This window comes from Helicobacter rappini (assembly GCF_900198625.1).
Classification (GTDB): domain Bacteria; phylum Campylobacterota; class Campylobacteria; order Campylobacterales; family Helicobacteraceae; genus Helicobacter_A; species Helicobacter_A rappini.
The window spans coordinates 57,743-80,249 of the sequence record NZ_FZPK01000040.1 but is presented as its reverse complement, the minus strand read 5'-3'; the positions used below and the strand labels follow the sequence as shown (position 1 = coordinate 80,249).

Sequence of the window (22,507 nt, the reverse complement as noted above, 5' to 3'; positions counted from 1 at the left end):
GTTGTGCTTATGGTTGTGCCATTAGTTCCTTTATCAAAAGTAGTCGTATAATCCCCTTGTGTGTAAGTGTAGCTTATAGATTCTGCTGTGATTAATTTGTATTCCACAGCATTACTACCATTAAGTTGATTACTTATACTCGATAAAGTCTTAGAATCTGCTATATCTGCTTGTAATGCCCCTGTGCTTCCGGGTGATATGTCTAGTGTTGCTTTGCCTTTGATATTCATACTTGCATTTTTTATTTCATTATTAGAGTCATTTGGATTTGCTTGAATGCTAAAAAGGATTTTACCTTTGTTATTAAAGTTTCCTGTTACTTCTATATGTCCATTAGCTCCCAAATCTATTGTATTGTGGTTATTGAGATTACCTGTGAGATAGAGTGTCGGTTTATTTCCATCTACAAAGCCATCATCGATTAGAATCTTTCCATAGTTATTTAATGCACCTTTTGTGAGTTCGGTTTGCTCTATTAAGATATTACCACCATTTGCAACTTGTCCTGTGCTATTTGTAATATTATCATTTGTCATAATATCTGGTAAGACTAGATAATGTTTGCCATCACTTGTTGTGATATATGTGCCACTTGCGTTTTTGTAATCTGTTGTACTGCCATTACTTCCATTTGCTTCAGCTTTTTTAATGAGTTCGGCTATCTCACTTCCACTCATATTTTTTAAATCTTTAGAATCTACGCTTACATTTAGGTATTTGTCAAACTTTTGGTCTATGTTTTCGCCATTAGCATTTAGCTCAATTCTCATAACACCACTATGTTTGCTCGAGTCTTTTAGGTGTAAAAGCTCATTGACATTTAGGGCATTAGCTGTGATTTTTGAAGCGCCATTTGTAATAGCGGTTTGCCCTTTTTGTGAAACTATTGTATTAAAGATTCCATTTTTAATATTGACTTCAGCTTCTTTGATTTTCATTTCATTAACATTGACATGATTAATTCCGCCCATACGCACAAATGAAGTCGGTCTCGCATCGATGAAGTTAAAGTTTAGAATCTCACCGCCACCATTGAATCTAATATCTGCTCCATCTGCAAAGTCGCTTGTGCCTATCTCCATTGAGAGATAATTGATGAAACTTTTACCGATATTTTGATCTACTACAGAGTAAGAGTTGCTTTTATAGACAATAAAATTATTCACATGAAAATCTTTTGCTTGTAGCGTGCCTGTGCGTATAGAGAAAGTATCGATAAATTTTGTGCCGCTAACCCCTGTTAAATCAAGTGTGGAGTTACTCCCAGCTGTTGGCAAACCTATAGCTTCTATGTTGCCACCATAGAAGTTTTTGCCATCAATTTTAAGAAAGTTTAGCGGACGGATACCTAAACCACCTGTGCAGGCATTGCCACAACCAGCTGCATTTTTTACTATTACATCGCCGTTACTAGATTTAAGCTCGACATGCCCTTGACTCCCAGCTATACCATCTGTTGCAAACTGAATATTTCCTACAACAAGTTTGTTATCCACATTGACATGTATCCAGCTACCGCCCGTATAGTTTTGGTGGTGTATATTGTCTATAACCACCTCGCTAGCACCATCTACTTTTAACTCCGCTGAAAAGCCTTTGCCAGACCAATGATAAGGGTTTGTTAAAGTGCCTATTTCTACCTTTTTTCCGCTAACATCTTGCAATGTAAGCTTTCTGTTACCACCCCAAACCCATCTGCTACCTTGAAATGTGAGTGTTTCAATCTTGCTTGTATAGTTACAAGTCTCATTATCTCCGCCTACAACCTTGTTAGCCTCACACCCACTTCTAGCCTGTCTAAAACCTGTAAATCCTTGAATATCATCATTTAAACCTGCTTGATATATTGTATTTTGTGGTGTTTGGAATCTATTGTCAGTGCTATTATTTGTTAAATTAAGATTATGTAAAATGGGGCTAGTATTAACCGAGTAATAAGGTCGTGCTGTTGGTTTTATAGAATCTGTTTTATTTGCGGGATTATAAATATCGCCTTGAATATCCCCAGCATATACACAATGACTCACACTAAGCAAAATTCCGCTTAATATACAAGCTTTCACCCTCATAGCCTACCCCTTTTACTCGCTCTTTTGTAGAATCAAATATTTGCAATAGCAAATAAAATTGTGCGTGATTTTAACAAAAAAAAAAAACAAATTCAAGCAAATTTTATAAAAAGTAGGTAAAAGTTACAAATTTTATAGAATCTGTGTGAATTTTGTATATATTTTACACTTTTGATATGTTGTAGTGATTTGATAGATTGTGTTGTGTGGTTTCTGGAATCTTGTCATGTTGAGTTGAAAAAAGATATTTCGACTTCGTCTCAATATGACAAAAATGGGTTTTATATTAGATGTTTCGCTACGCTCAAAATGACAATTTGCTAGATTTTTGGATTTTACAAAATAAAACTTTATGTAGATAATGTAGATTTTTCGCTACGCTCAAAATGACAAATGATACTAGATTCTATGCTTAGATGTTTCGCTTTGCTCAACATGACAAATAGTTGAGTTAAGAAAAGATATTTCGCTATCGCTCAACATGACAAGGTGGATTCAGTATGAATGGATTTTATTCTTAAAAAAGAAATCTTGTTTTATTTGGTATGAATAAATGGAGTTAAAAAACTAGATTAAGCTAGGGGGTTTTTAAACTAGCTATTCAATCAAGGTTTTAACTGCTCTTCTATCTGTGCTTGTATCTCATCTTTGCGAGTTTGCTTTGTGTTATCTGGTGGCAGGGATTCTTCTTTTTTCTCTGGATTCACAAACTTAAGAATGATAATGGCAACACCATATAGCACAACCATAGGTAACGCAAGTAGTAGCTGCGAAATGACATCTGGGGGCGTTACAATAGCAGCAATGACAAAAATGGCTACAACTGCGTAGCGGAATGATCGCTTCAGCGTATTATCTGTGATAAGCCCAATTTTGCCTAAGAAAAAAGCCATAACCGGCAATTCAAACACAAAACCAAAAGCAAGCATAATGCGGATAAAAAACGATAGATATTCATCACTTGCAATGTTTGCTTCAACGACTTCATTACCAAAGGCAAGCACATAGCGAATGATAAGCGGAAATACGACTTGATAACAAAAAAATAGCCCCAAGCCAAACATAAAACTACCAAAAAATACAAAGGGTAAAATAAGCTTTTTTTCATGCTTGTATAAGCCCGGTGCAACAAAAAGCCATAACTGCCAAAATACAATCGGCACAGAAATTACAAAGGCTGCAAAAAAGCTGACTTTAATGGCTACAAAAAGGTATTCTGCTGGGGCTACTTGTATAAGTTTGCCTTTGATACCACTGCTAAAAGCATGAGAAATTGGCGTTTGCACCCATGTAAAAATCTCTTCATGGAAACTAAAACAAGCTACAAAGCAAATCACAACGCTTAAAAGAGAAAGCATAAGCCGCTTTCTCAAGTCTTGCAAATGTGGTCTCAACTCCTCAAACATATCTATACCCCAAATGTTTTATGATTTTATAGAATCTTTTTGTATGGCTTGTGATTTTAGATGAGATTCTATAATAGGTTGTAGTTAGAACAAAATTAAGCATGATTTGCCTTATTTGCAGATTCTGTTTTTTCTGTGTTTTGTGTGGGATTAGAATCTAACTTATTATCATTTTGCGTTTTTGAAAAAGGTGAAGAATCTTGTTGAGATTCTATGTTAGATATTCCCCTACGCTCAGTATGATAGTTTATTGTAGCTAGATTTCTATTCGCTTCTTTGGTGGCGGGATTTAGGTTGTAATTTTTAGAATCTAGATTCTCTCTATGTTGTTGCGTCCTAAACTCCATATCCCACCCAAGTGGATTAGAGTCTAGATTATTTATAGAATCTGCATGATTTGTAGCTAGATTTTCATTATGAGTGCTTGTAGATTCTGTATTATTTGTCTGCGTGTCAAGCTGGATTGGCTTTGGATTGTAGTCTTTGAATAAATGCTGCACATCATTTATGCCCTTTTGCATATCCTTTTGTATATCATCTACATTGAGTTCTTTGCTAATATCTACGCTCTGTTCTAGCTTATCTTTATAGGCTTGTGCCTCTTTTTTAATCTCTGCTAGATTCACTTCTCTATCAAGTGTGTCTTTTGCATCTTGCATTGTCCTTTTTACAACACGCACAAATTTTGCCATTTCAATCAGTGCATTCGGCAACTTATCAGGTCCTAGCACAATAATGGCAACTATCACTATAAGGATAATTTCACCGATTCCAAATCCTAGCAAGCATGCCCCTTTGCTATTGCTGCATATCTTCTAATACGCCTTGCACTTCATGGACAGAAGTTTTTGTTGTCGCAAAGAATACTTCAACGCGATTGTTTGCACGGCGATTGACTTCACTTGTATTTGGCACGATAGGATTATACTGCCCATAGGAAGTGAAAGAAAGTCTAGCAGGATCGACACCCCTACTCATTAGATATTCCATAACATTTGATGCTCTGGCGGCTGCAAGCTCGTAGTTATTACGATAGCCTGCCGGACTTGAATTATCCGTATAACCCCTAATATTTATCGTAACTTCTGGTGGCATTTTTGCAATCGCTGTTGCAAGTAGATCAAGCTCTGTTTTTCTGTCTTGATTCACAAGCTCTGCAGTGCCGGGCTCAAATAAAATGTCTGAAGGAAGTCTTAGAGTCGTTCCTTGCTCGATTTGTTCTAACAAACCACCATCTTGTATAAGGTTTGATAACTGCGTAATGGTTACAACCGTTGTGGGTGCATTAAGGTTTGTAGAAGTATTTTTTAGCGTATCTTTTGTTTCCTGTCTAACGGTTCCGGGGTCTGGTGGGATAATCATTACAGGCATGGTGCGTTCTGGCATAGGTGTCGCATCAAAAATAGTAATAAATGCTTCAGTAACAGCCTTTACCCTTGAAGTATTAGCCGCTGAAATCGCATAAAGCGCAATAAAAAGTGCGAGTAGCAGTGAAAGGAAGTCCGCATAAGGAACAGTCCATTTCTCTCCCGCTGGACATTCTTCACATTTACATTTCTTTGCCATTGTTTATATCCTTAAATTCTATTACATTGAAATTATTGCATACTAAATATGTATAGCTTTTAGATTCTAAAGTTTTATAGAATCTAGCCACATATTCAACATGCCTTTTGCGATATATCTTTTTGTATTGTATGTAGCATTACATACTATTCAAATTGTGATATTTTTGGCTCACCCGGTGGGATAAATCCTAAAAGTTTCGCTTCTAGGTTTCTTGGGTTATCTCCATTTGCAATGCCTACAACCGCTTCTAATATCATTACTTTTTCGATGATGATATCATGTGATTTTGCCTTCATTTTTTGACCAAATGGACCAAAGATCGCATACGCACCCATAATCCCTGTAACAGTCGCCGTAAATGCACCACCGATACCAGCCGCCATAGCCGCCGGATTATCAAGTAGCGTAAGCGCAAGGATAAGACCGCACACCGCACCAACAAGCCCCATCGTAGGACATGTCTCACCAAACTGAATCCAATAGTGTGCCGCACTATGATAGTAATGCTCTAGCTGCTCGATTTGAATCTCCATATCTTCACGCACATCTTTTGCTTCGCGTCCATCAATAATCATTGACATTGCTTCTCGTGTGAAGTCATCTTCTAGTTGCGATACTCTTGATTCAAGTGTTAGAAGTCCATTTTTACGCGCTTCTGAGCTAAACTCTACCATTTGCCTAATGGTATTATTCATATTTACCTTTGGATTCACAAAAACGATTTTTAATTCCTTAAATGCCGCTTTTACCGCATGTGCGTGTGTGGCTGTCATCGCACACATCGCCGCAGTCGGAATCACGATGATAACAGAGCTTAAATGCACTAGATGAACAGGGTTTCCGCCCTCTAGTATATCCCCAACAGAAAGGCTTGTAATCGCCAAAATAATACCTAAAATACTCGTTAAATCCATACCTATCCTCTCTTCACAATTAGATTTGAATTAAGCAAATTATATACCATGCTTTGTGGTTTCTTGTCTATCGACTGATTTCTCTTTTTGTCATTCATGATAAGCCTTTAACTCTTTAATGCCATTTTCTTTAGAGCATACGCGACAATCAGCATTTTTGTGAATTGCTACTTTTCTAAAATTCATCGTTTTAATATCCATGGTTAATAGCGTATTTGTGAGTAATTCACCAAGATTTAGAACATATTTAATCGCTTCACTTGCTTGTATGCAGCCAATAATGCCCGGGACTACGCCAAAAAGTCCTGCACGAAATATAGCATTTAGCTCTTTTGCGGGCGGCTCATCAAAAGCACATGCAAAACATGCGCTTTCATGTGGTAAAATCGTCATAGTTTGCCCACGATATTTTAAAACACCTGCATGGCTAAAAGGCTTATTAAGCAACACACACGCATCGTTGATAAGAAATTTACCTGCGAAATTATCAGTAGCATCAACAATAAAGTCATAATTTTGCATAATCGGCATGGCGTTATTTGTTGTGAGTTTTTCAAAATAAGTGTCAATTCTTATATTTGGATTGAGATTTTTCATCTTTATTTGTGCTGATGTAATCTTTGCTTTGCCTATATCTGAAGTCGCATGTATGATTTGCCTTTGTAAATTACTCACTTCTACAATATCATAATCTAATATGCCAATGCGACCTATACCAGCGGCTGCCAAATACAAACATACAGGTGAGCCTAACCCACCAGCACCAATCACTAATACCTTTGCATTACTAAGCTTTTTTTGCCCTTCTTCACCGACATCTTCAAGCATTAAATGTCTTAGATAACGCTCTTTTAATACTTCTTCTTTTTCCATACTATCCTACTCTAAACTTTATGCAATATACTTTATCCATGCGGGTATATTGCGAGATTCTGCAAATACTGAAGTGTCTCCACCATGTCCGGGGTGTATAGGTAAGTCTTCTTTGATTTGCAAGAATCTTTCTAAAGATTCTCTCATATCATTGCTATTTGAATATGGAAAATCATATCGACCAATACTTCTTTGAAAGATAAAATCGCCGCTAAAAATATGCCCACACACTTCTATAATACTACAACCGGGTGTATGACCGGGAAAATGCCAATAAGTTACATTAATGCCATTTATATTGAGACTCTTAGAATCTTTATCATTTTCTATATATACATCTGCTTTGCATGGCGTTAATCCTAGATTAAAACAATCAGATTCTAACATAAAGGAATCTTGAATGGGGCAATACACTTTTGCCTTTGTTTGCTCTTGTAGCTTGGCGGTATCCCAAATATGATCAAAATGTCCATGTGTGATAAGGATTGCTTGTAGATTTTTTGTGTTTTTTAATACCCATTCAGTTGCATTAAAGCCGGGATCTACTACAAACTCAAAATCATCAAATTGCAATATATAGGCATTTGTTTGATATTCTCCAAACGCACATTTTTGAATCTTCATACCATAACCTTTTACAAAAAGATTCTATAATTAACTAAACTTCACAAAAATCATAAATAAAGGGCTTATTTTATCACAAACTTCTTTAAGTCTTAATAAAAATCTTGCAAGATGTTACTGCATTTTTTTGCGTTTATTTGCAAGTTTTGCAAGGTAGGTGCAAGCTTCAGCATTTTGCAAATAACATGCTTTTGTGTAATATTGCATAGCATTTGCTACATCTTCATTTACATCTTGTGTAACGCCCCTTTCATAGATTATCCCAAGATTAAGGCATGCTGCGGGATAATCGCCACCACACGCTTGATTGAAATAATGAATCGCCTGTGCATAATCGCTTGTAGTTTTTGCATAGTTATAACGCAAAACACCGAGATTAAAACACGCTACATTGTCCCCCATATTACAACTTCTGCCATAATAATTTTGTGCTTGCATTAGATTTGTGCTTTGCCCGTTTTTATCCTCAAGATTCCCACTATATATAACACCTAGATTCTGACATGCTTCCTTATTCCCAGCTTTACATGACTTTGCGTAAAGCTCCATTGCCCTATTATTTTCTATCCTTGCATTTTCTTCTTCTTTTTTCTCTTTTTCTCTTTCTGCCTTTGTGCTATGCTCGTAGAATGCAAGGTTATTACACGCATCATAGTTGCCACCATTACATGCTTTTGTATAGAATGCCATCATCGCATTATAATACTCTGCCTTTTTTCTTTTTCGCTCCGAGCGAGAAAATCTTTTATCAGAATCTAGACTATCAAGCAATTTACCTTGCACGATCCCAGCCGATAAACATGCGATATAGTTATCCTGCTCACACAGCCTTGTAAAGATAGGCAGGGCTGCTTCTAAATTGCCCCTTTTGTAGAGATTATATGCAGAATCATAATCAGCTTGTGCGTTATATTGATCATCATAATATGAGTTTTGGTATGAGTTTTGTCCATAAAAATTTGGCTTATAATAAGAGTTGCTTTGCCCCCAGTAGCTTTTTGCATGCAATATTCCAATATGCAAGATTCCAAAAAGCGATATAATGGCAAATACCATAAAGGACTTTTTCATCATATTTACTCCCAAACAATTGATTTTTATATGAAATTATATTAGTATTTCATGGTTTTAGAGAAAAACTTTGCAATAGTATCGAGGAAACTTTGAAAAATTTTATTTTTTTTGTGTTAATTGGGCTTTTTTTATCCGCTTGTTCTCCATATAGCACACAAATTAAGAGAGAATACGATACACAGCACTACACACAAACCTATAAAACATTACAGAAAGCTACAAAAGATAAATCAAACGACTGGCTTTTGTGGAAAATGCAGTCTGGCTTTCTCACATTTTCATATTTTGGAGCACATTTTAGTATTAATGATTTAGAAAATGCAGAAACACAATTTAAAGTTTATGAATCAAAAGGGCTATTATCAAACATAGGTGCAAATGTTGGAGCGACTTTAAGCAATGATATGGCTATGCCTTATCGTGGCATGATTTTTGAGGGGGCATTGCTAAACTTTTACAAAGCCCTTGCATTCTCTAGCTTGGGGGATAATACACAAGCAAGGATTGAATTTAATCGTGCGAATGATAGGCAAAGAAGGGCAAAAGATTATTATGCAAAAGAGATAAAAAAAGCACATGATAAAGTGGTAGAAGAGGCAAATAAGAAAACACAAAGCACACTCTATGAAACAAATACAAGAGATTCTGAAATCGATAGCATTTTAAAAACGCGATATACAAATCTAGAGCAGTTTGCGATATATAGAGACATGATAAATCCACTTATCCCTTATGTTTCTGGCGTATATTTTATGATTGAGCGAGATTTTGCTAAATCTAGCGATTTATTAAAAGAATCTTATGGTATCAGTAAGATTCCATTTGTAGCAAAGGATATGCAGATTCTAGAATCTCGTAAAGGCAAACGCGATTATCAAAAATTTACTTGGATAATTATTGAAGATGGTACATTGGCACGAAAAGAAGGGTTAATCATTTCACAACCACTTGTAACCGGTAGCGGTATTAATGCAATAAATCTAGCTTTGCCAAACTTTGTTAATGGAAAGCCTACATACAGCGATTATAGAATCAATACTACAAATGCGGAGATTCTAAGTAATGTAAGTAATCTATTTGCAAGTGAGTTTGAAAAGCAGCTTCCATCAATAATCACTCGTGCGATAGTTGGAGCAATGCTAAAGTTTGGCATTACAGAGACCATTAATGCAGTGGGTGGGGATTATGGTGCGATTATTGGACTTGCAAGCACTTTGGCTTTTAGTGCGACTACTGCGGCTGACTTACGCTCAAGTCTTATTCTGCCAAATAGCGTATGGATTGCTAGAATCCCAAATGCAGAATCTAGTGTCAAAATTTATGGTAATAATGAAAAGTTGCTAGAGATTCCCATAACAAAAGAATGCAATGCAAAACTAGCGAGAATGGCAAGTAAAAATGAGCTAGATTCACTCATTAAAGCAAAGCCTAAAGACATTTCCGCTAGAATTAAGCTTTTTAAGCAATACTATGAAAATGGCAATGAAGATAGATTGTGTGTCTTAACAGACAATATCATGTATGTGCGTGTGCATCGTGGCACAATCTCTCATACTATTATTAAAGGAGATTAGATGTATAAATGGACAAAAGTTGTAGTAACAAGCGTTGTAGCTTTGAGTATAGTTGGTTGCGGTGGCAAGGTAAGCTATGTTGATACGCAAGATTCAGTAGAATATACGAGTGCAGGTATAGATTATCACGATATTGAAGCAGCGGTGCATAAGAGTGTGCAAAGTCTTTTAAATAGCGAATATGTAATGAGTTTGGAGAAGAAGCAAGTCCTTGCTATCTCTGATGTAGTCAATGATACTATGCAGCAAGTAGATGTGCGAGGACTAACAAGCAAGGTAGCAAGAGCTATGCGTAAAAGTGGGAAATTTCAGCTTACAAATGCAATTAGCGGTAGTGGTGGGCAAACTGATAATATGATTTATAATGCAAGGGATTTAAGGGATAATGATGAGTTTAATCAATACACAACAACAGAGAAAGGCACACTCATCGCACCAAATCTCTCACTATCAGGCATTATCGTGCAGAAAAATACAAAAGTAGGCAAAAAACAAAGAGTAGATTATTCATTCACCCTAACACTTACAAACATAAAAACAGGCATGGTAGAGTGGGACGAAAATACACATATTATAAAAGTAGCTCCAAATAGCAAGGTTTCATGGTAGGTTTTAGATTCTTAGCGTTTAGCAGATCTGAAAAGACCAGATCAGCAAAAAGCACCTATCGCCTATACTGAAAAAAACATATAAAATCTAAACATGGAGTTTGGGTTACTCACAACACATTTTGGCTATAAAATAGAATCATATTAATGCTAAAGTTATCGTATGTCTTGCATTACGCTAGAATCATCTATTTCAAATCGTATATATGTTTTTTGCGGATAAAATTTCATAGTAATATTATTTAAAAGTGCGTTTGGATAATAAAGATAGATTGCTTGTTGCATAGATTCTAAACCTATGCTTTGGCATTCATATAGCCATGCACTGCCATTGCGACTACATTCTTTATAGAAAATTAGCGGTTGTGCTTTTTTGTCTGCATATATAGAATCTTTTATGTGTATAGAATCTTTTTTTTGCATTGTATCATCTTTAGCTAATCCAACGCTTTGCAAATGTATCAGCGGACTATAACAGCCAGAATACAGCAAAGCAGCACATAGCATAACTACAAAAAGCATTTTTGCAACAAAGTCATTTCGCATTTACATTCCTAATATAAGACATTTTTTCTGCCATATAAGCATATTATAGCTTTGCTGCCATATACCTACCTTTGTAAATGTATGCTGCTTTGTATTCTTATATGCTTCTCTCAAAAGATTTTCAAAAGTGAGAATCTCATATTGTTTCGCGGCATTAAAGGGTGTGAAACTCGCACAGATTCTAGCGATCTCTTTTTGTGGTTTTTTTGGCAGTGTGTTTGGTAGGATTTGCAAAGAGTGCAGTTTGCCTAAAGATATAGATTCTTCAGTCCCCTTTACACCACAGCCGACAAAAAAACAAGCTAATATAATACATAAGATTCTAAACATATCCTAATAATATCCTAAAATTTTCCACCAAATACCACCAACAATGCCAAACACAAGCACACTCACAACACTCATCACAAAGCCTACTTTCCACCATTCTCCAACACTTGCATAACCAGACCCAAAGATAACTGGGGCAGTCCCTGTCGCATAATGCGTTAAACTCATCATAATATTACCTGCTGCTGCAAGCATTAAGGCATATAGCATAGGCGGTGCGCCAAGTGCTAAACCAGCCGCATAGAATGCCGCAAACACAGCGGCTATATGTGCGGTTGTAGAGGCAAAAAAGTAGTGCATATAAAGATACATGAGAGTAAGCAACAAACACGCACCAAACCAGCCAAAGCCCAGCGCATTGATACCGCTTTCAAGATGCGTCGCATAATAGCTAACAACGCCCAACTTACCAAGAAAACTAGCCATCATTACTAACGCACTAAACCATACCACAGTATCCCATGCGCTTTTTTCTTTAAGAATATCTTCCCAAGTAAGTATGCCGCTAACAAGGGTTAATGCTAGTCCCAAAAACGCAACTGCAGCAGGGTCTATCTTAAAACCAAAAAACTTACCAACTCCAGCCCATAGCATAAGCATAATGGCAAATATACCAAGCACGACTTTTTCCTGCAAACTCATAGGACCCATTGCATTTAGTTCTTTTGTAGCCATATCTTTTGCGTTTTCTGTCTTTTTTATTTCAGGGGGATAGATAGCCCACACAACAAGCGGTAGTAAAAATAGCACGACAATACTAGGCAAAAACATGGATAAAGCCCACTGCCCCCAAGTAATATGCATGTCAATTTCTATGCCATGATTATTTGCTACCTCCACGATTTTATTCACGACCATAGGATTTGGTGCAGTAGCAGTGATAAACATGCCAGAAGTTATAGGGTTTATTTGAAAATTTACCAATGCAAGATATTTGCCTATTTTATTTTGCGTTTTTGTCTCAGGCTCGGAGTTAAAATTATGTGCGATAGATCGCATAATAGGGTGGATTATCGCCCCGCCTCTAGCCGTATTTGATGGTGTAACAGGTGCTAAAATCGTCTCACTTACCACAAGAGAATACGCAATGCCTAGCGTATTTTTACCAAAAAGTGATACAAAATAATAGCCAATTCGCTTGCCAAGCCCAGTTTTAATAATCGCGCGACTAATCATAATCGCCACACCTATCATCCAGATAAGACTCTCATTAAATCCACTCAAAGCATTTTTAATACTTGCTTTTGTATCACCGGGTGCTGTTACGCAAGTAATCGCTACAATGGCGATAGCTATCATGCTTAATGCCCCAATAGGCATAACTTTTAGAATAATTGCCAAAATTGTCGCACAAAAGATTCCAAGTAAATGCCAACCCTCTGCTTTCATACCCTCTGGTGCAGGGATAATCCAAAAAGAAATCATAATGCCTATACATACTAAACCATAAAGTATTGAAAGCTTTTTTTGTTTTTTATCTTGTATTTGCGCTCCCACATTGTCCCCTTTCATTCAAGATACTTAGCGTTGTATTGTAATATACATGCCAATAAAAGTGGATATGTTATGATATATTCTTGTCATATAAGTTTATAATTGTTGTTTCGTGCTACCACATGTAACATGATGGGGAAGATTTTACGGAATAGCTGGTATAGCTTAACAAATGTAGATGTTCGTATATTCATTGTGCGATATGAAACCTGTGCCATCTAGATTCTATATAGGCTAAACAATATAAAACTATGCAAAATACTCAAGTAATACAAATAAAGTGTAAAGGTTGCTTTTATCTTTGGCTTAATCCACTAAACTTAATCTTTGCATATTTACTCTTGCAGCTAGATAGGGTTCAAAGGTTTTGCTACATATCTTGCAGATTTATTCATACTTTTACTTGTATATACATAGATTATCATTACACTTTCATTTTTCACCACTTTGTAATGATCTTTTATAATCTTGTCATAGCCCTGTTTTTCAAAGCAAAAAGTAACCCCAAGCTCTTTATCTCTTACTTGAATTCCCTTGACAGACACTAGATGTTAGGCTTTATAATATCACTCTTAAAGATTTTATGTGTTTGTCTAAACCCGCTTGTTAGCATTTTTCATAGACAAATATTATAGAATCTTAGCTATTTTACTACCCAAAGGAATTTTTATGCTTTTAGAAGAAAATCTAGCCCAAGCCAACAATGGGCAAAAAATCACCGCAAAAGGCTATGCAGTAGCCCACAAAGATGATACATTTAAGCCTTTTAGCTTCACTCGCCACGCAATGGGCGAGAATGATATTTTACTTGAGATTCTCTATGCTGGAATCTGCCATAGCGATATACACTCTGCTAGAAGTGAATGGAAAGAGGGAATCTATCCTATGGTCCCCGGGCACGAGATAGCCGGGCGTGTGGTAGCTGTGGGTAAAAATGTGAGTAAGTTTAAGATCGGCGATTATGCGGGGGTTGGCTGTATGGTGAATTCCTGTGGGGAGTGTAGTGCGTGTAAGCAGAGCCAAGAGCAGTTTTGCGAAAATGGCAAGGCGGTTTTTACCTATGATTGCCTTGATTGCTTCCACGATAATGCCCCAACCTATGGCGGCTACTCAAATAATATCGTTGTGAGTGAAAACTTTGCGATAAGTGTGCCACAAAATGCCCCACTAGAGAAAGTCGCCCCACTGCTTTGTGCGGGTATCACCACTTATAGCCCTTTAAAATTTAGCAAGGTAAAAAGGGGTGATAAAGTCGCAGTAGCTGGATTTGGCGGACTTGGGCTTATGGCGGTGAAATACGCGCTTTATCTTGGGGCGGAAGTGAGTGTGTTTGCACGAAATACGCTTAAAGCACAAGAAGCTAAGAATCTAGGCATAAAAGCCCTTTACACAAGTGCGAGTGAATGTAGCGAGCGATTTGACTTTATCATCTCTACCATTCCTACGGCTTATGATGTCAATAGCTATGTGGATTTGCTGAAATTTGGCGGCGAGATGGCAATTGTGGGGCTGCCGCCTGTGGAGCTAAAAACGCATATTGATGTAACAAGGCTTGTTTTTTCTGCGGGTAAAAAGGTGTATGGCTCACTCATTGGCGGCATTAAAGAGACGCAAGAAATGCTAGATATTTCCGTGCAGCAGGGAATCTACCCTGAAGTAGAAATCATTAGTGTAAAGGACATTGACAAAGCCTATGCAAATCTTACAAGCGGCAAGGCAAAATTCCGCTATGTGATTGATATGGGAAGCTTGGAGGGGGAGTAAGCTTTAGATTCTATTCTAAAGCTTGTCATTTAGGCATAGCAAAGAATACTAAATCCACTTTTTAAAAATGGGATTCTATATCTTAAAACCAGCTTTTAATGGAGTCCCATATTTTTTTACCAACCTGCTTGGCAGCCTTAATTGCAGGTATTTGGTCAGTTACCATATCAACAAAATCTATCACGCTATCCCAGAAACCACCTCCGCTTGATGAGTCGCGGAGTTCCATGCTCTCTTCCACAGACTGCACGACTCTTTTTTGCTTTGGGATTTTACTTAGTATCATTTTTTCTAACTCCACGATATTATAGGGCTTATCCTGTGTTTGCGTCTCTTCATCATAATAACCCGCACTATAACACACAATATCATCTCCCATAAGTGATAGCCCCGTATCTGCTTTAATGCGTGCTTGCAAATCTGCAACTTTCTCTCTCAAAAATTCGTCTTGTTTCTGTCCTAGTTTATTACTCTCTCTATCAAAATATCGCTCACTTACAGCACAATCGCATTTATTAAGCCCGATTAAAATCCGCTTACTATCGCCTAGTGTTTTAAGCAGATATTTTATCGTTTCATACTCTTGCCCCAGCCCTTTTACACTTGCATCAGTAATGACAAGGACTAGATCAATTTTAGCATTGCCATTTCCATCTGTGTCGGTGAGTAGTTTATGGATTTTCTCCATATGCTGCTTATCTTTCTCACTTCCCTCGCCAAGTCCGGGAGAATCATAAAGGGTGATATTTTTAGAGATTTGGCATTGCTCTATCTCTTGTGTTTGTGGTCTGGCACTTGTGCCAACTTCTACTCTATTTGCTCCATAAATGGCATTAATCGTAGAGCTTTTACCCACGCCTGTGCCACCCATTAGCAGGATATTAAGCGGTATATCAAGACTATCCAAGATAGCTTTCATACCTGCTCTTTGTTCATCTTCAAGTTTGTCTTTTAAGTCATAGATTTCTAAAAGAATCTTTCTCAATCCCGATTCTTCACTTTCCTTTGGATTCATTGGGTTCATAAATGGATTCATTGATTGTCCTTTAATGTAAAATTAAGCATATAGCTTCGAGTGCATTCTACAAAAAAAAAAAAACAAATCAAGGACTATAACATAAAACTTCATCGCCTTTAAGAGAGGCAAAATTTTGTGATGTGATTGATATGAAAAGTTTGTGGATATAAGATAGAATAGGGAATTTCACTTTCGCTATGAGTGAAAATGATAAAATTTGATTACATTATTATATACACAGCAAAGTAAAAAAAATAGCATTTCAGAAAGATACTTTATCTATGACTCTAGTATAATCATTTTGTTCCCCGCACAATATTGCATGTTTTTACCTATCTTAACTAAGAATCAAGTACTAAAAGCCGTTACAAAGCTTAGAAAATATTGAGCTTTAATATTTTATATCAACCCTACACCACCATATTAAAAAACATATAATAATGCAATAAAATTATCTCGTTACGCATGTTTTCGTAATAAATAAAACGATATAAACAAATAATGCCTTATATCTTGCACTCTCTACTTAATGGTGTTTAATAAAGTTAATCATATGATTTCATTGCAATACAAGGCTATTATTATGGATTCTAATACACCCTCATATTGCCATCAAAGCTTTGTGGCACTGCGTTATTTTGCTGATTTGTGTTTGCTTCTCTAGCGTTTTGTGGCATATTATCTTCTACATTGATTCCATCCGGTGTGGTTGGTGGTGGTGCATTTGGTGGGACTGGCTTTTTACTAGGGAAATATTTTATAAGTTTTGTAAGTTCTGCGGCTTTATCTGGCTGCATTTGTGCTAGAATGCTTCCCATTTGATTCGGTTTTAGGCTCAATAGAATCATAACCGCATCATCTTCTGGCATAGCTGCTAAAATCGGGGCGGCTTTGCTATCTTTCATTTTCGCATAGCTTTCAGCTAGTTTTGTGTCCTTTGTGCCTGTGATTTGCTTTAGAATCTCTTCATTCTGTGCTAATAGCTTTTTTGCTTCATTGAGTTTTGCTTCACTTTCTGCTGATTTTTTTGCTTCTTCATCTCGCATATCAGCATACATTTTCTTTAACGCACTCTCTTTTAGCTTCATCTGCTCTTCTTTTTCTTTCAATAGCTTTGTGTTTTCTGTGGTTAGAATCTGCAAAGTGCTTTGTTGCTGTTGTAGCTGCAATAGACTTGTTGCAAGCTCTTGCTTTCTTGCCTCAAAGATTGCATCACATTGTTTTGCTAGCTGTTGTGCTGCCTCTGGATCAAAACTCGCACTAGTTGTTAAAGATTGCGTTTTGACTGCTTTTTTTTCTGTCTCGTCATCGGCAAACGCACTTACACATAAACAACCAACAATAAGACTTCCTAAAAAAACCTTTTTCACTACCATATCCTTATGTAACAGAATCTTGCGTAATATTATACAATAATGCAAAGCTAGATTCTATAAATTTACACTCTAAGCGATCTAAAACACTCGCAAAAATATAAATATATGAATGCAAAGCTTTTTAAGCATTACTTGAAACCTTTCTGATTCTATTATGATTGTCATTTTAAACCTTAAAAAGTGCAACATTTTACAAACCCTAAGATTTGAGAAATGTTGCTTTGCTAAAAACGATAAATAGATTTTTAGAATCTAGATTTTACACATAATGCTTCTATCTCAAATTATAGTCAATCTAGATTTCAAGGGCTTCACGCAGGGCGTCTTCTATCTCTGCGGGGTTTGATTTTGTGATAAAAGCGTTTGCTTTTAGGCTTTGTGCTTTTTCAATATTAGAATCATTACTCATTGATGAATTAACAATTACAGGCATAGTCTTTGTATCTTCATGCTCGCGTATATGCTTTAAGACTTCAAAGCCTGAAATGAGTGGCATTTCAAGGTCAGTGATGACTGCCCCAACGGTTTTAGCAACACCCGGTGTGTAGAGATACTCAAGCAATGCTTTGCCATTTGGAAAGGTAAAATAGCGAAGTTGTAGTTTCTCCATAATGATTTGAAGTGATTTTTGCGCGGGTTTAGAATCTTCTGCTAACAATACAACTTTATCACTCTCAATTGCCTTTAATCCTTCAAGTTGCAATTCATGCGACATTTCTACTGATGGGAAAGCATCTACTACCATGCGTTCAACATCCATGATTTGCACTACCGCACCATCATCAAATTTTGTAGTAGCAGTAATCTTATTATTCCCATCAAAGCCATATTCACTACCTACAATTACAGAATCCCAGCTTCGCTGGATAATGCGTTTTACACTCAAGATTCTAAGTCCAACTGTGCATTGTGAAAAATTACATAGAATCACAAGATTTTTTTGACTTTGGATAGAGTATTCTTTTAAGTCTCGCTTTGGATCTTGTGCGTTAAAGTAAAGCCATCTACGCATATCAACAAGCGGTATGCTCTCCCCTCTAACAGTTAGGAATCCAAGCACTATGCCCTCATTTTCCCCCGCAGTCTCTGTTAATTCCCCGTCATAATAGATTATCTCGCGTATCTTAAAAACATTCATCGCATAAAGCTGAATGTCTTGCTCATTTTCAGTATCTTCTAGGGTAAAACAGAGAAATTGTGCTTCATTATTTAAATGGAGTGAAGTCGTTTTATCAATATTGCTTATCAAAACAAAGCTCCTAAACTTTTATTTTATTGCTGTTATTTTAACAAAAAAAATCTTTTATCAATACATTTTATATCATTATTTTGTTATAATTGCTTCTTTTATACATAAATATTCATAGTTGCTAAAAGGTATTTCTCAATGATTGATGTTAAACTTTTATTACAAGATTTTGACTATGTAGCACAGAATCTTGCCAATAGGAATGTAGAAAAAGCCATGCTTGATGTATTGAAAGAGAATGCAAATAAGTTAAAGCAACAAAAAAACATAGCAGAATCTATGCAGGCAGAACAAAACAAACTCTCAAAAGAATATGGCGAACTCATGCGAAAAAAAGCAGATTCTAATCTTTTGCAAAGTCATAAAGAAAACCTTGATACATTAAAAAGAAAAGTGCAAGAAGAGGTTGCAAAGGTAGCCAAAGCAGAAGTAGCATTGCAAGAGATTTTGCTTAAGATTCCAAACCTTTTAGATAAGAATACGCCCATAGGCACAGATGAAAACGATAATGTTGTGATTAAGCATGTTTTAGAGCCAAAAAAGTTTGATTTCACACCAAAAGAGCATTGGGAGCTTGCAGAGAAAAACAAATGGATTGACTTTGAAGCTGGGGTAAAACTTGCTAAAAGTCGTTTTTCTGTTTTGCGTGGAGAGGCTGCGAGACTAAATCATGCTTTAATATCTTATATGCTTGATTTTAACTATAAAAATGGCTTTGAAGTATGCAGTGTGCCAGTCATTGTAAATGAAAGAGCTATGTTTGGGACCGGACAGCTTCCAAAATTTGCTGATGATATGTTTCATATAGAATCTATGAATGATGATATAAATGAAAGCGAAGATTCTAATAAGGGGCATAATCTCTATCTTATTTCTACTTCAGAGATTTCTCTCACTAATCTTTATCAAGATATGATTCTGGCTGAAAACGAGCTACCCATTATGATGACAGCATATACACCTTGCTTTAGAAAAGAGGCAGGCAGTGCAGGAAGGGATACGCGTGGCATTATAAGGCAGCATCAGTTTGATAAAGTCGAGCTTGTGGCAATCACCACACCAGAACAAAGTGAATCTATGCAGCAAAGAATGGTAGATAATGTCTCAAAACTTTTAGAATCTTTAGAGTTACCACATAGGCTAGTGCAGCTTTGCAGTGGCGATATAGGCTTTTCTGCGACAAATACTATTGATTTAGAGGTATGGCTACCCGGGCAGAATTGCTATCGTGAGATTAGCTCTGTGTCAAATTGTGCGGATTTTCAAGCGCGTAGGGCTAAGATAAGATACAAGAGGGCAGGTAAAAATACACTCACACATACGCTAAATGGCTCAAGCTTAGCAGTAGGCAGGACTCTTGTTGCTATTATGGAGAATTTTCAACAAGCTGATGGTAGCATTCAAATACCTAAAGTATTAGAAAAGTATCTTTAGATTCTATAGTTTATTTGGGGATTAGGGAATGGCAGAAGAGCAAAAAAAACCAGAAGATATAGCAGCAGAAGATCTAGCAACAGATGAAGTAAAAGATTCTAATAACACTGATGAAAATACAGAATCTAAACCTGAAGAAAAGAAGAAAAAGCCAAGTGGCATTATGGCATTTTTCACGCCATTAGAAAACTTTGCTAGAGACAATGCTAAAGATATTCCGCTTATACGCAATATTGATGAAAAGCTAGGGGTAAAGACTAGACGCATTTTGCTTGTAGTATTGTTACTACTTTTTGTGCTATTGCTTGTTATGCTACTTGTGAGTGCTTTTAAACCAAAGCAAGATTCTGAAACAGAGCAGAGTGCTACTCAAAGCACACAACAAGGTGGTGCGAATAATCAAGGCGGCGGTAGTGGTGGGGCTAATATACAAGAAGGAAGTAATGCTGAAAGTCAAGGTGGCGTTGTGTTACCAAGTATTCCAGAAGTTACCACAAAGCCCCCAGTTGTGGATAATAAGAATCTTGAAAATATGATTCAAAAAGCAGATATGCTCTATAAAACAGGCGATAAGCAAGAAGCCCTCATGTTATTTAATCAAATCGCTACTTATGCAAAGGCTATCGCAAACTACAATTTAGGCGTAATTAACGCTAAATCACAAGATTATCAAAAAAGTATAGAATACTATGATAAGGCTATTTCAGCAGGTGAAGATGTAGCATTAAGTGCGATTAATGCAGCAGTAAGTGCATTTAGATTAGGCGATATGGATAAGTATCAATACTATATTAATATCGCAAATACCTATGCGAATCAAATCAGCAATCTCCCGCCATACGCCTATTCCTATGCTCTCAATCAATACTATCAAGGGCAGTATTTTGAGGCACTATCACCGCTTAATCACGATACAAATACGCATTTTGACAAAGATAGCAAGAGACTAGCAGCAAAGCTTTATACCCTTTTCAACGACAATGTCCAAGCCTATAATAACCTAAAAGCAGTCGCAGAAAAGCAAGATGAACTTGCACTAGGGCAGCTATTAGCAAGGCAGGGCAGTCTTAATGCGGCAAGGGCTCATGTGCATAACTATCTCATACAATATCCAAATGATTGGCATGCGAAAATGACTATGCAGCTTATTAATCTAAAATTAGGTGATTTTATAGAGGCAGCACGCATTATTGATGAGTTTGGTGGCGAGAAAAAAGAAAACGATATTATAAACCCCTATCCTATACAAGCTAGAGTTGCTCCAAATGTTTTCAATGTGCAGTTAGCCCAAGAAGAGTTTTGGAATAGGACTTTTGAGCATTCAAACCTTTTGACAAGTAAGATTCTATTCTATTATGCCCCTTATCGTGTGTTTAATGTGAATGAAGCTTTAAGCATTATTTCAGATGGTGTGCTAGATTCTAAAATCAATTTAGGGAATCTCGAAGAAAGCCATGCGATATTAATAAAAGGTGCTACTATCTCAAACATTAATACAAGCATAGCCCAATCCTTGCGTAAGATTAATGAAAACGACTTACGCGGGGCTTTAGCAATGATTAAACATGATGTCGATGAGAATCCAAATCATGCTGTATTGCACTATAATGCAGGGCTAATTTACGCACAAGTTGGCGATTTTGCAAATGCTTATAAGCACTTTTTGCGTGCCTATCACCTTGATATGACAGATGTGCAAGCCGGTGCGTTTGCTATGGTTACAGGCAAACTCGTCTATAAAGATATAAGCACATTAAATGTGAATCTAGGGCAAAGCATAGCAGATAGCAAAATGCCAAAAGAGCAACTCGTATTATTTAGTAAAATCAAAGAATGGGTAAATAACCCAACTGATATGGGCGTATATATCCCTGAAGCGAATGAAAAAAGGGCAATGGCACTAGCCTTTCAGTCAATCAGTGCGATACACATGAGAGATACGAAAAATATTGTCGCTGGTTTTGAGCGGCTAAAATACTATCAATCAAATGATATTGTGTCAAATATTTTGCTTGATTTAGCAAGAAACTATGGCACAAATGTGAAGAATTCATCGCTTAATATGCAGTATCTCTTTAGAGAAGATAATATGAATCTAGACAATGTTTTCTATGGACCGAATCTAGCACGAGAGTTATATATCTATGTAGGCTTTATAACTGGGAATCTTGAGAGAGAGAAAAAGCTTTTAAACTACAAGCTAAGCACGCAAACAAAAAATCCAAATGGCTTATTACAAGCCTTAGGACTTTTAAATATCTATCAGCAAAACTTTGAAGAAAGCTATGCGATTTATGATAGGCTTATTAATGGTTTAAAAGAAGATGATAGTTATACGCGTTATTTGGGTGCTGTGGCGGCTATCGGGGCTGGACACAAGAATGCAGCAAGTCTTTTATTACAATTATCAAAAATGGATTCTAGTGTGAATTATGAAAGCCGCTATGCCTTAGGTGTGCTATATCAAGAAGCAGAGAATTACAACGCCGCAGCACAGCATTACAATAGTATTGCAAATCATGGATTTAAATCAGAATTTATTGATTTTACCATTGATGATTCAAAGGTGAATACCCCAAAATAAA

19 protein-coding genes and 1 pseudogene are annotated in these 22,507 nt (G+C 36.6%); 5 read left to right on the top strand and 15 right to left on the bottom strand.

Annotation, left to right across the window (positions count from 1 at the left end; all coding sequences use genetic code 11):
• The 8 genes and pseudogenes from C6H17_RS08470 to C6H17_RS08435 form a co-directional block, all read right to left on the bottom strand.
• A pseudogene (locus C6H17_RS08470) lies at positions 1 to 2,069 on the bottom strand (autotransporter domain-containing protein); the annotation flags it as partial.
• A gap of 605 nt (positions 2,070 to 2,674) precedes the next feature.
• Positions 2,675 to 3,475, bottom strand: a complete 801-nt coding sequence (gene tatC, locus C6H17_RS08465; RefSeq protein ID WP_040463017.1) for a twin-arginine translocase subunit TatC — start codon at positions 3,473 to 3,475, stop codon at positions 2,675 to 2,677.
• A gap of 95 nt (positions 3,476 to 3,570) precedes the next feature.
• Positions 3,571 to 4,260, bottom strand: coding sequence for a Sec-independent protein translocase protein TatB (tatB, locus tag C6H17_RS08460; RefSeq protein ID WP_005218535.1), 690 nt, complete (start codon positions 4,258 to 4,260; stop codon positions 3,571 to 3,573).
• A gap of 13 nt (positions 4,261 to 4,273) precedes the next feature.
• Positions 4,274 to 5,041: a flagellar motor protein MotB gene (gene motB, locus C6H17_RS08455; protein ID WP_104731397.1), complete on the bottom strand. Its 768-nt coding sequence runs from the start codon at positions 5,039 to 5,041 to the stop codon at positions 4,274 to 4,276.
• A 146-nt stretch (positions 5,042 to 5,187) separates the two neighbouring features.
• The gene (gene motA, locus C6H17_RS08450; RefSeq protein WP_004087095.1) at positions 5,188 to 5,958 is read right to left on the bottom strand and encodes a flagellar motor stator protein MotA; all 771 of its coding nucleotides are present in this window, start codon (positions 5,956 to 5,958) and stop codon (positions 5,188 to 5,190) included.
• A gap of 90 nt (positions 5,959 to 6,048) precedes the next feature.
• The gene (locus C6H17_RS08445) at positions 6,049 to 6,831 is read right to left on the bottom strand and encodes a HesA/MoeB/ThiF family protein (protein ID WP_005218542.1); all 783 of its coding nucleotides are present in this window, start codon (positions 6,829 to 6,831) and stop codon (positions 6,049 to 6,051) included.
• A gap of 18 nt (positions 6,832 to 6,849) precedes the next feature.
• Positions 6,850 to 7,455: an MBL fold metallo-hydrolase gene (locus C6H17_RS08440; RefSeq protein WP_005218544.1), complete on the bottom strand. Its 606-nt coding sequence runs from the start codon at positions 7,453 to 7,455 to the stop codon at positions 6,850 to 6,852.
• Between the two features lie 114 nt (positions 7,456 to 7,569).
• A complete protein-coding gene (locus C6H17_RS08435) occupies positions 7,570 to 8,529 on the bottom strand; it encodes a tetratricopeptide repeat protein (protein ID WP_020995696.1) in 960 nt (319 codons plus the stop codon).
• Positions 8,530 to 8,618: 89 nt separating this feature from the next.
• Between C6H17_RS08435 and C6H17_RS08430 the strand changes: the two genes are divergently transcribed.
• Entirely contained in the window at positions 8,619 to 10,103 is a 1,485-nt protein-coding gene (locus C6H17_RS08430) for a hypothetical protein (RefSeq protein WP_020995697.1), read from the top strand.
• Entirely contained in the window at positions 10,104 to 10,712 is a 609-nt protein-coding gene (lpoB, locus tag C6H17_RS08425; protein WP_005218550.1) for a penicillin-binding protein activator LpoB, read from the top strand.
• Positions 10,713 to 10,867: 155 nt separating this feature from the next.
• Here the strand turns inward: lpoB and C6H17_RS08420 are convergent, their stop codons facing one another.
• The 4 genes from C6H17_RS08420 to C6H17_RS08405 form a co-directional block, all read right to left on the bottom strand.
• Positions 10,868 to 11,257 carry a hypothetical protein gene (locus tag C6H17_RS08420; RefSeq protein ID WP_005218551.1) on the bottom strand — a complete coding sequence of 130 codons (390 nt, stop codon included), beginning with the start codon at positions 11,255 to 11,257 and terminating at the stop codon, positions 10,868 to 10,870.
• Entirely contained in the window at positions 11,258 to 11,587 is a 330-nt protein-coding gene (locus C6H17_RS08415) for a hypothetical protein (protein WP_020995698.1), read from the bottom strand.
• Between the two features lie 3 nt (positions 11,588 to 11,590).
• The gene (locus C6H17_RS08410) at positions 11,591 to 13,099 is read right to left on the bottom strand and encodes a DASS family sodium-coupled anion symporter (RefSeq protein WP_190318778.1); all 1,509 of its coding nucleotides are present in this window, start codon (positions 13,097 to 13,099) and stop codon (positions 11,591 to 11,593) included.
• 329 nt (positions 13,100 to 13,428) lie between these two features.
• On the bottom strand, positions 13,429 to 13,626 hold the full coding sequence (locus C6H17_RS08405) for a hypothetical protein (RefSeq protein WP_005218554.1): 198 nt from the start codon (positions 13,624 to 13,626) through the stop codon (positions 13,429 to 13,431).
• 124 nt (positions 13,627 to 13,750) lie between these two features.
• Between C6H17_RS08405 and C6H17_RS08400 the strand changes: the two genes are divergently transcribed.
• Positions 13,751 to 14,845: an NAD(P)-dependent alcohol dehydrogenase gene (locus tag C6H17_RS08400; RefSeq protein WP_005218556.1), complete on the top strand. Its 1,095-nt coding sequence runs from the start codon at positions 13,751 to 13,753 to the stop codon at positions 14,843 to 14,845.
• Positions 14,846 to 14,927: 82 nt separating this feature from the next.
• On the opposite strand, the gene C6H17_RS08395 is transcribed toward C6H17_RS08400, so the two are convergent.
• The 3 genes from C6H17_RS08395 to C6H17_RS08385 form a co-directional block, all read right to left on the bottom strand.
• On the bottom strand, positions 14,928 to 15,881 hold the full coding sequence (locus C6H17_RS08395; protein WP_104731396.1) for a GTPase family protein: 954 nt from the start codon (positions 15,879 to 15,881) through the stop codon (positions 14,928 to 14,930).
• Between the two features lie 572 nt (positions 15,882 to 16,453).
• Positions 16,454 to 17,239 carry a MotE family protein gene (locus C6H17_RS08390; RefSeq protein WP_233714108.1) on the bottom strand — a complete coding sequence of 262 codons (786 nt, stop codon included), beginning with the start codon at positions 17,237 to 17,239 and terminating at the stop codon, positions 16,454 to 16,456.
• Positions 17,240 to 17,534: 295 nt separating this feature from the next.
• On the bottom strand, positions 17,535 to 18,488 hold the full coding sequence (locus C6H17_RS08385; protein WP_005218562.1) for a chemotaxis protein: 954 nt from the start codon (positions 18,486 to 18,488) through the stop codon (positions 17,535 to 17,537).
• Between the two features lie 138 nt (positions 18,489 to 18,626).
• On the opposite strand from C6H17_RS08385, the gene serS reads away from it, so the two are divergent.
• Both serS and C6H17_RS08375 read left to right on the top strand, forming a co-directional pair.
• The gene (serS, locus tag C6H17_RS08380) at positions 18,627 to 19,922 is read left to right on the top strand and encodes a serine--tRNA ligase (protein WP_005218563.1); all 1,296 of its coding nucleotides are present in this window, start codon (positions 18,627 to 18,629) and stop codon (positions 19,920 to 19,922) included.
• A 28-nt stretch (positions 19,923 to 19,950) separates the two neighbouring features.
• Positions 19,951 to 22,506, top strand: coding sequence for a tetratricopeptide repeat protein (locus tag C6H17_RS08375; RefSeq protein ID WP_020995699.1), 2,556 nt, complete (start codon positions 19,951 to 19,953; stop codon positions 22,504 to 22,506).
• Position 22,507 lies beyond the last annotated feature (1 nt).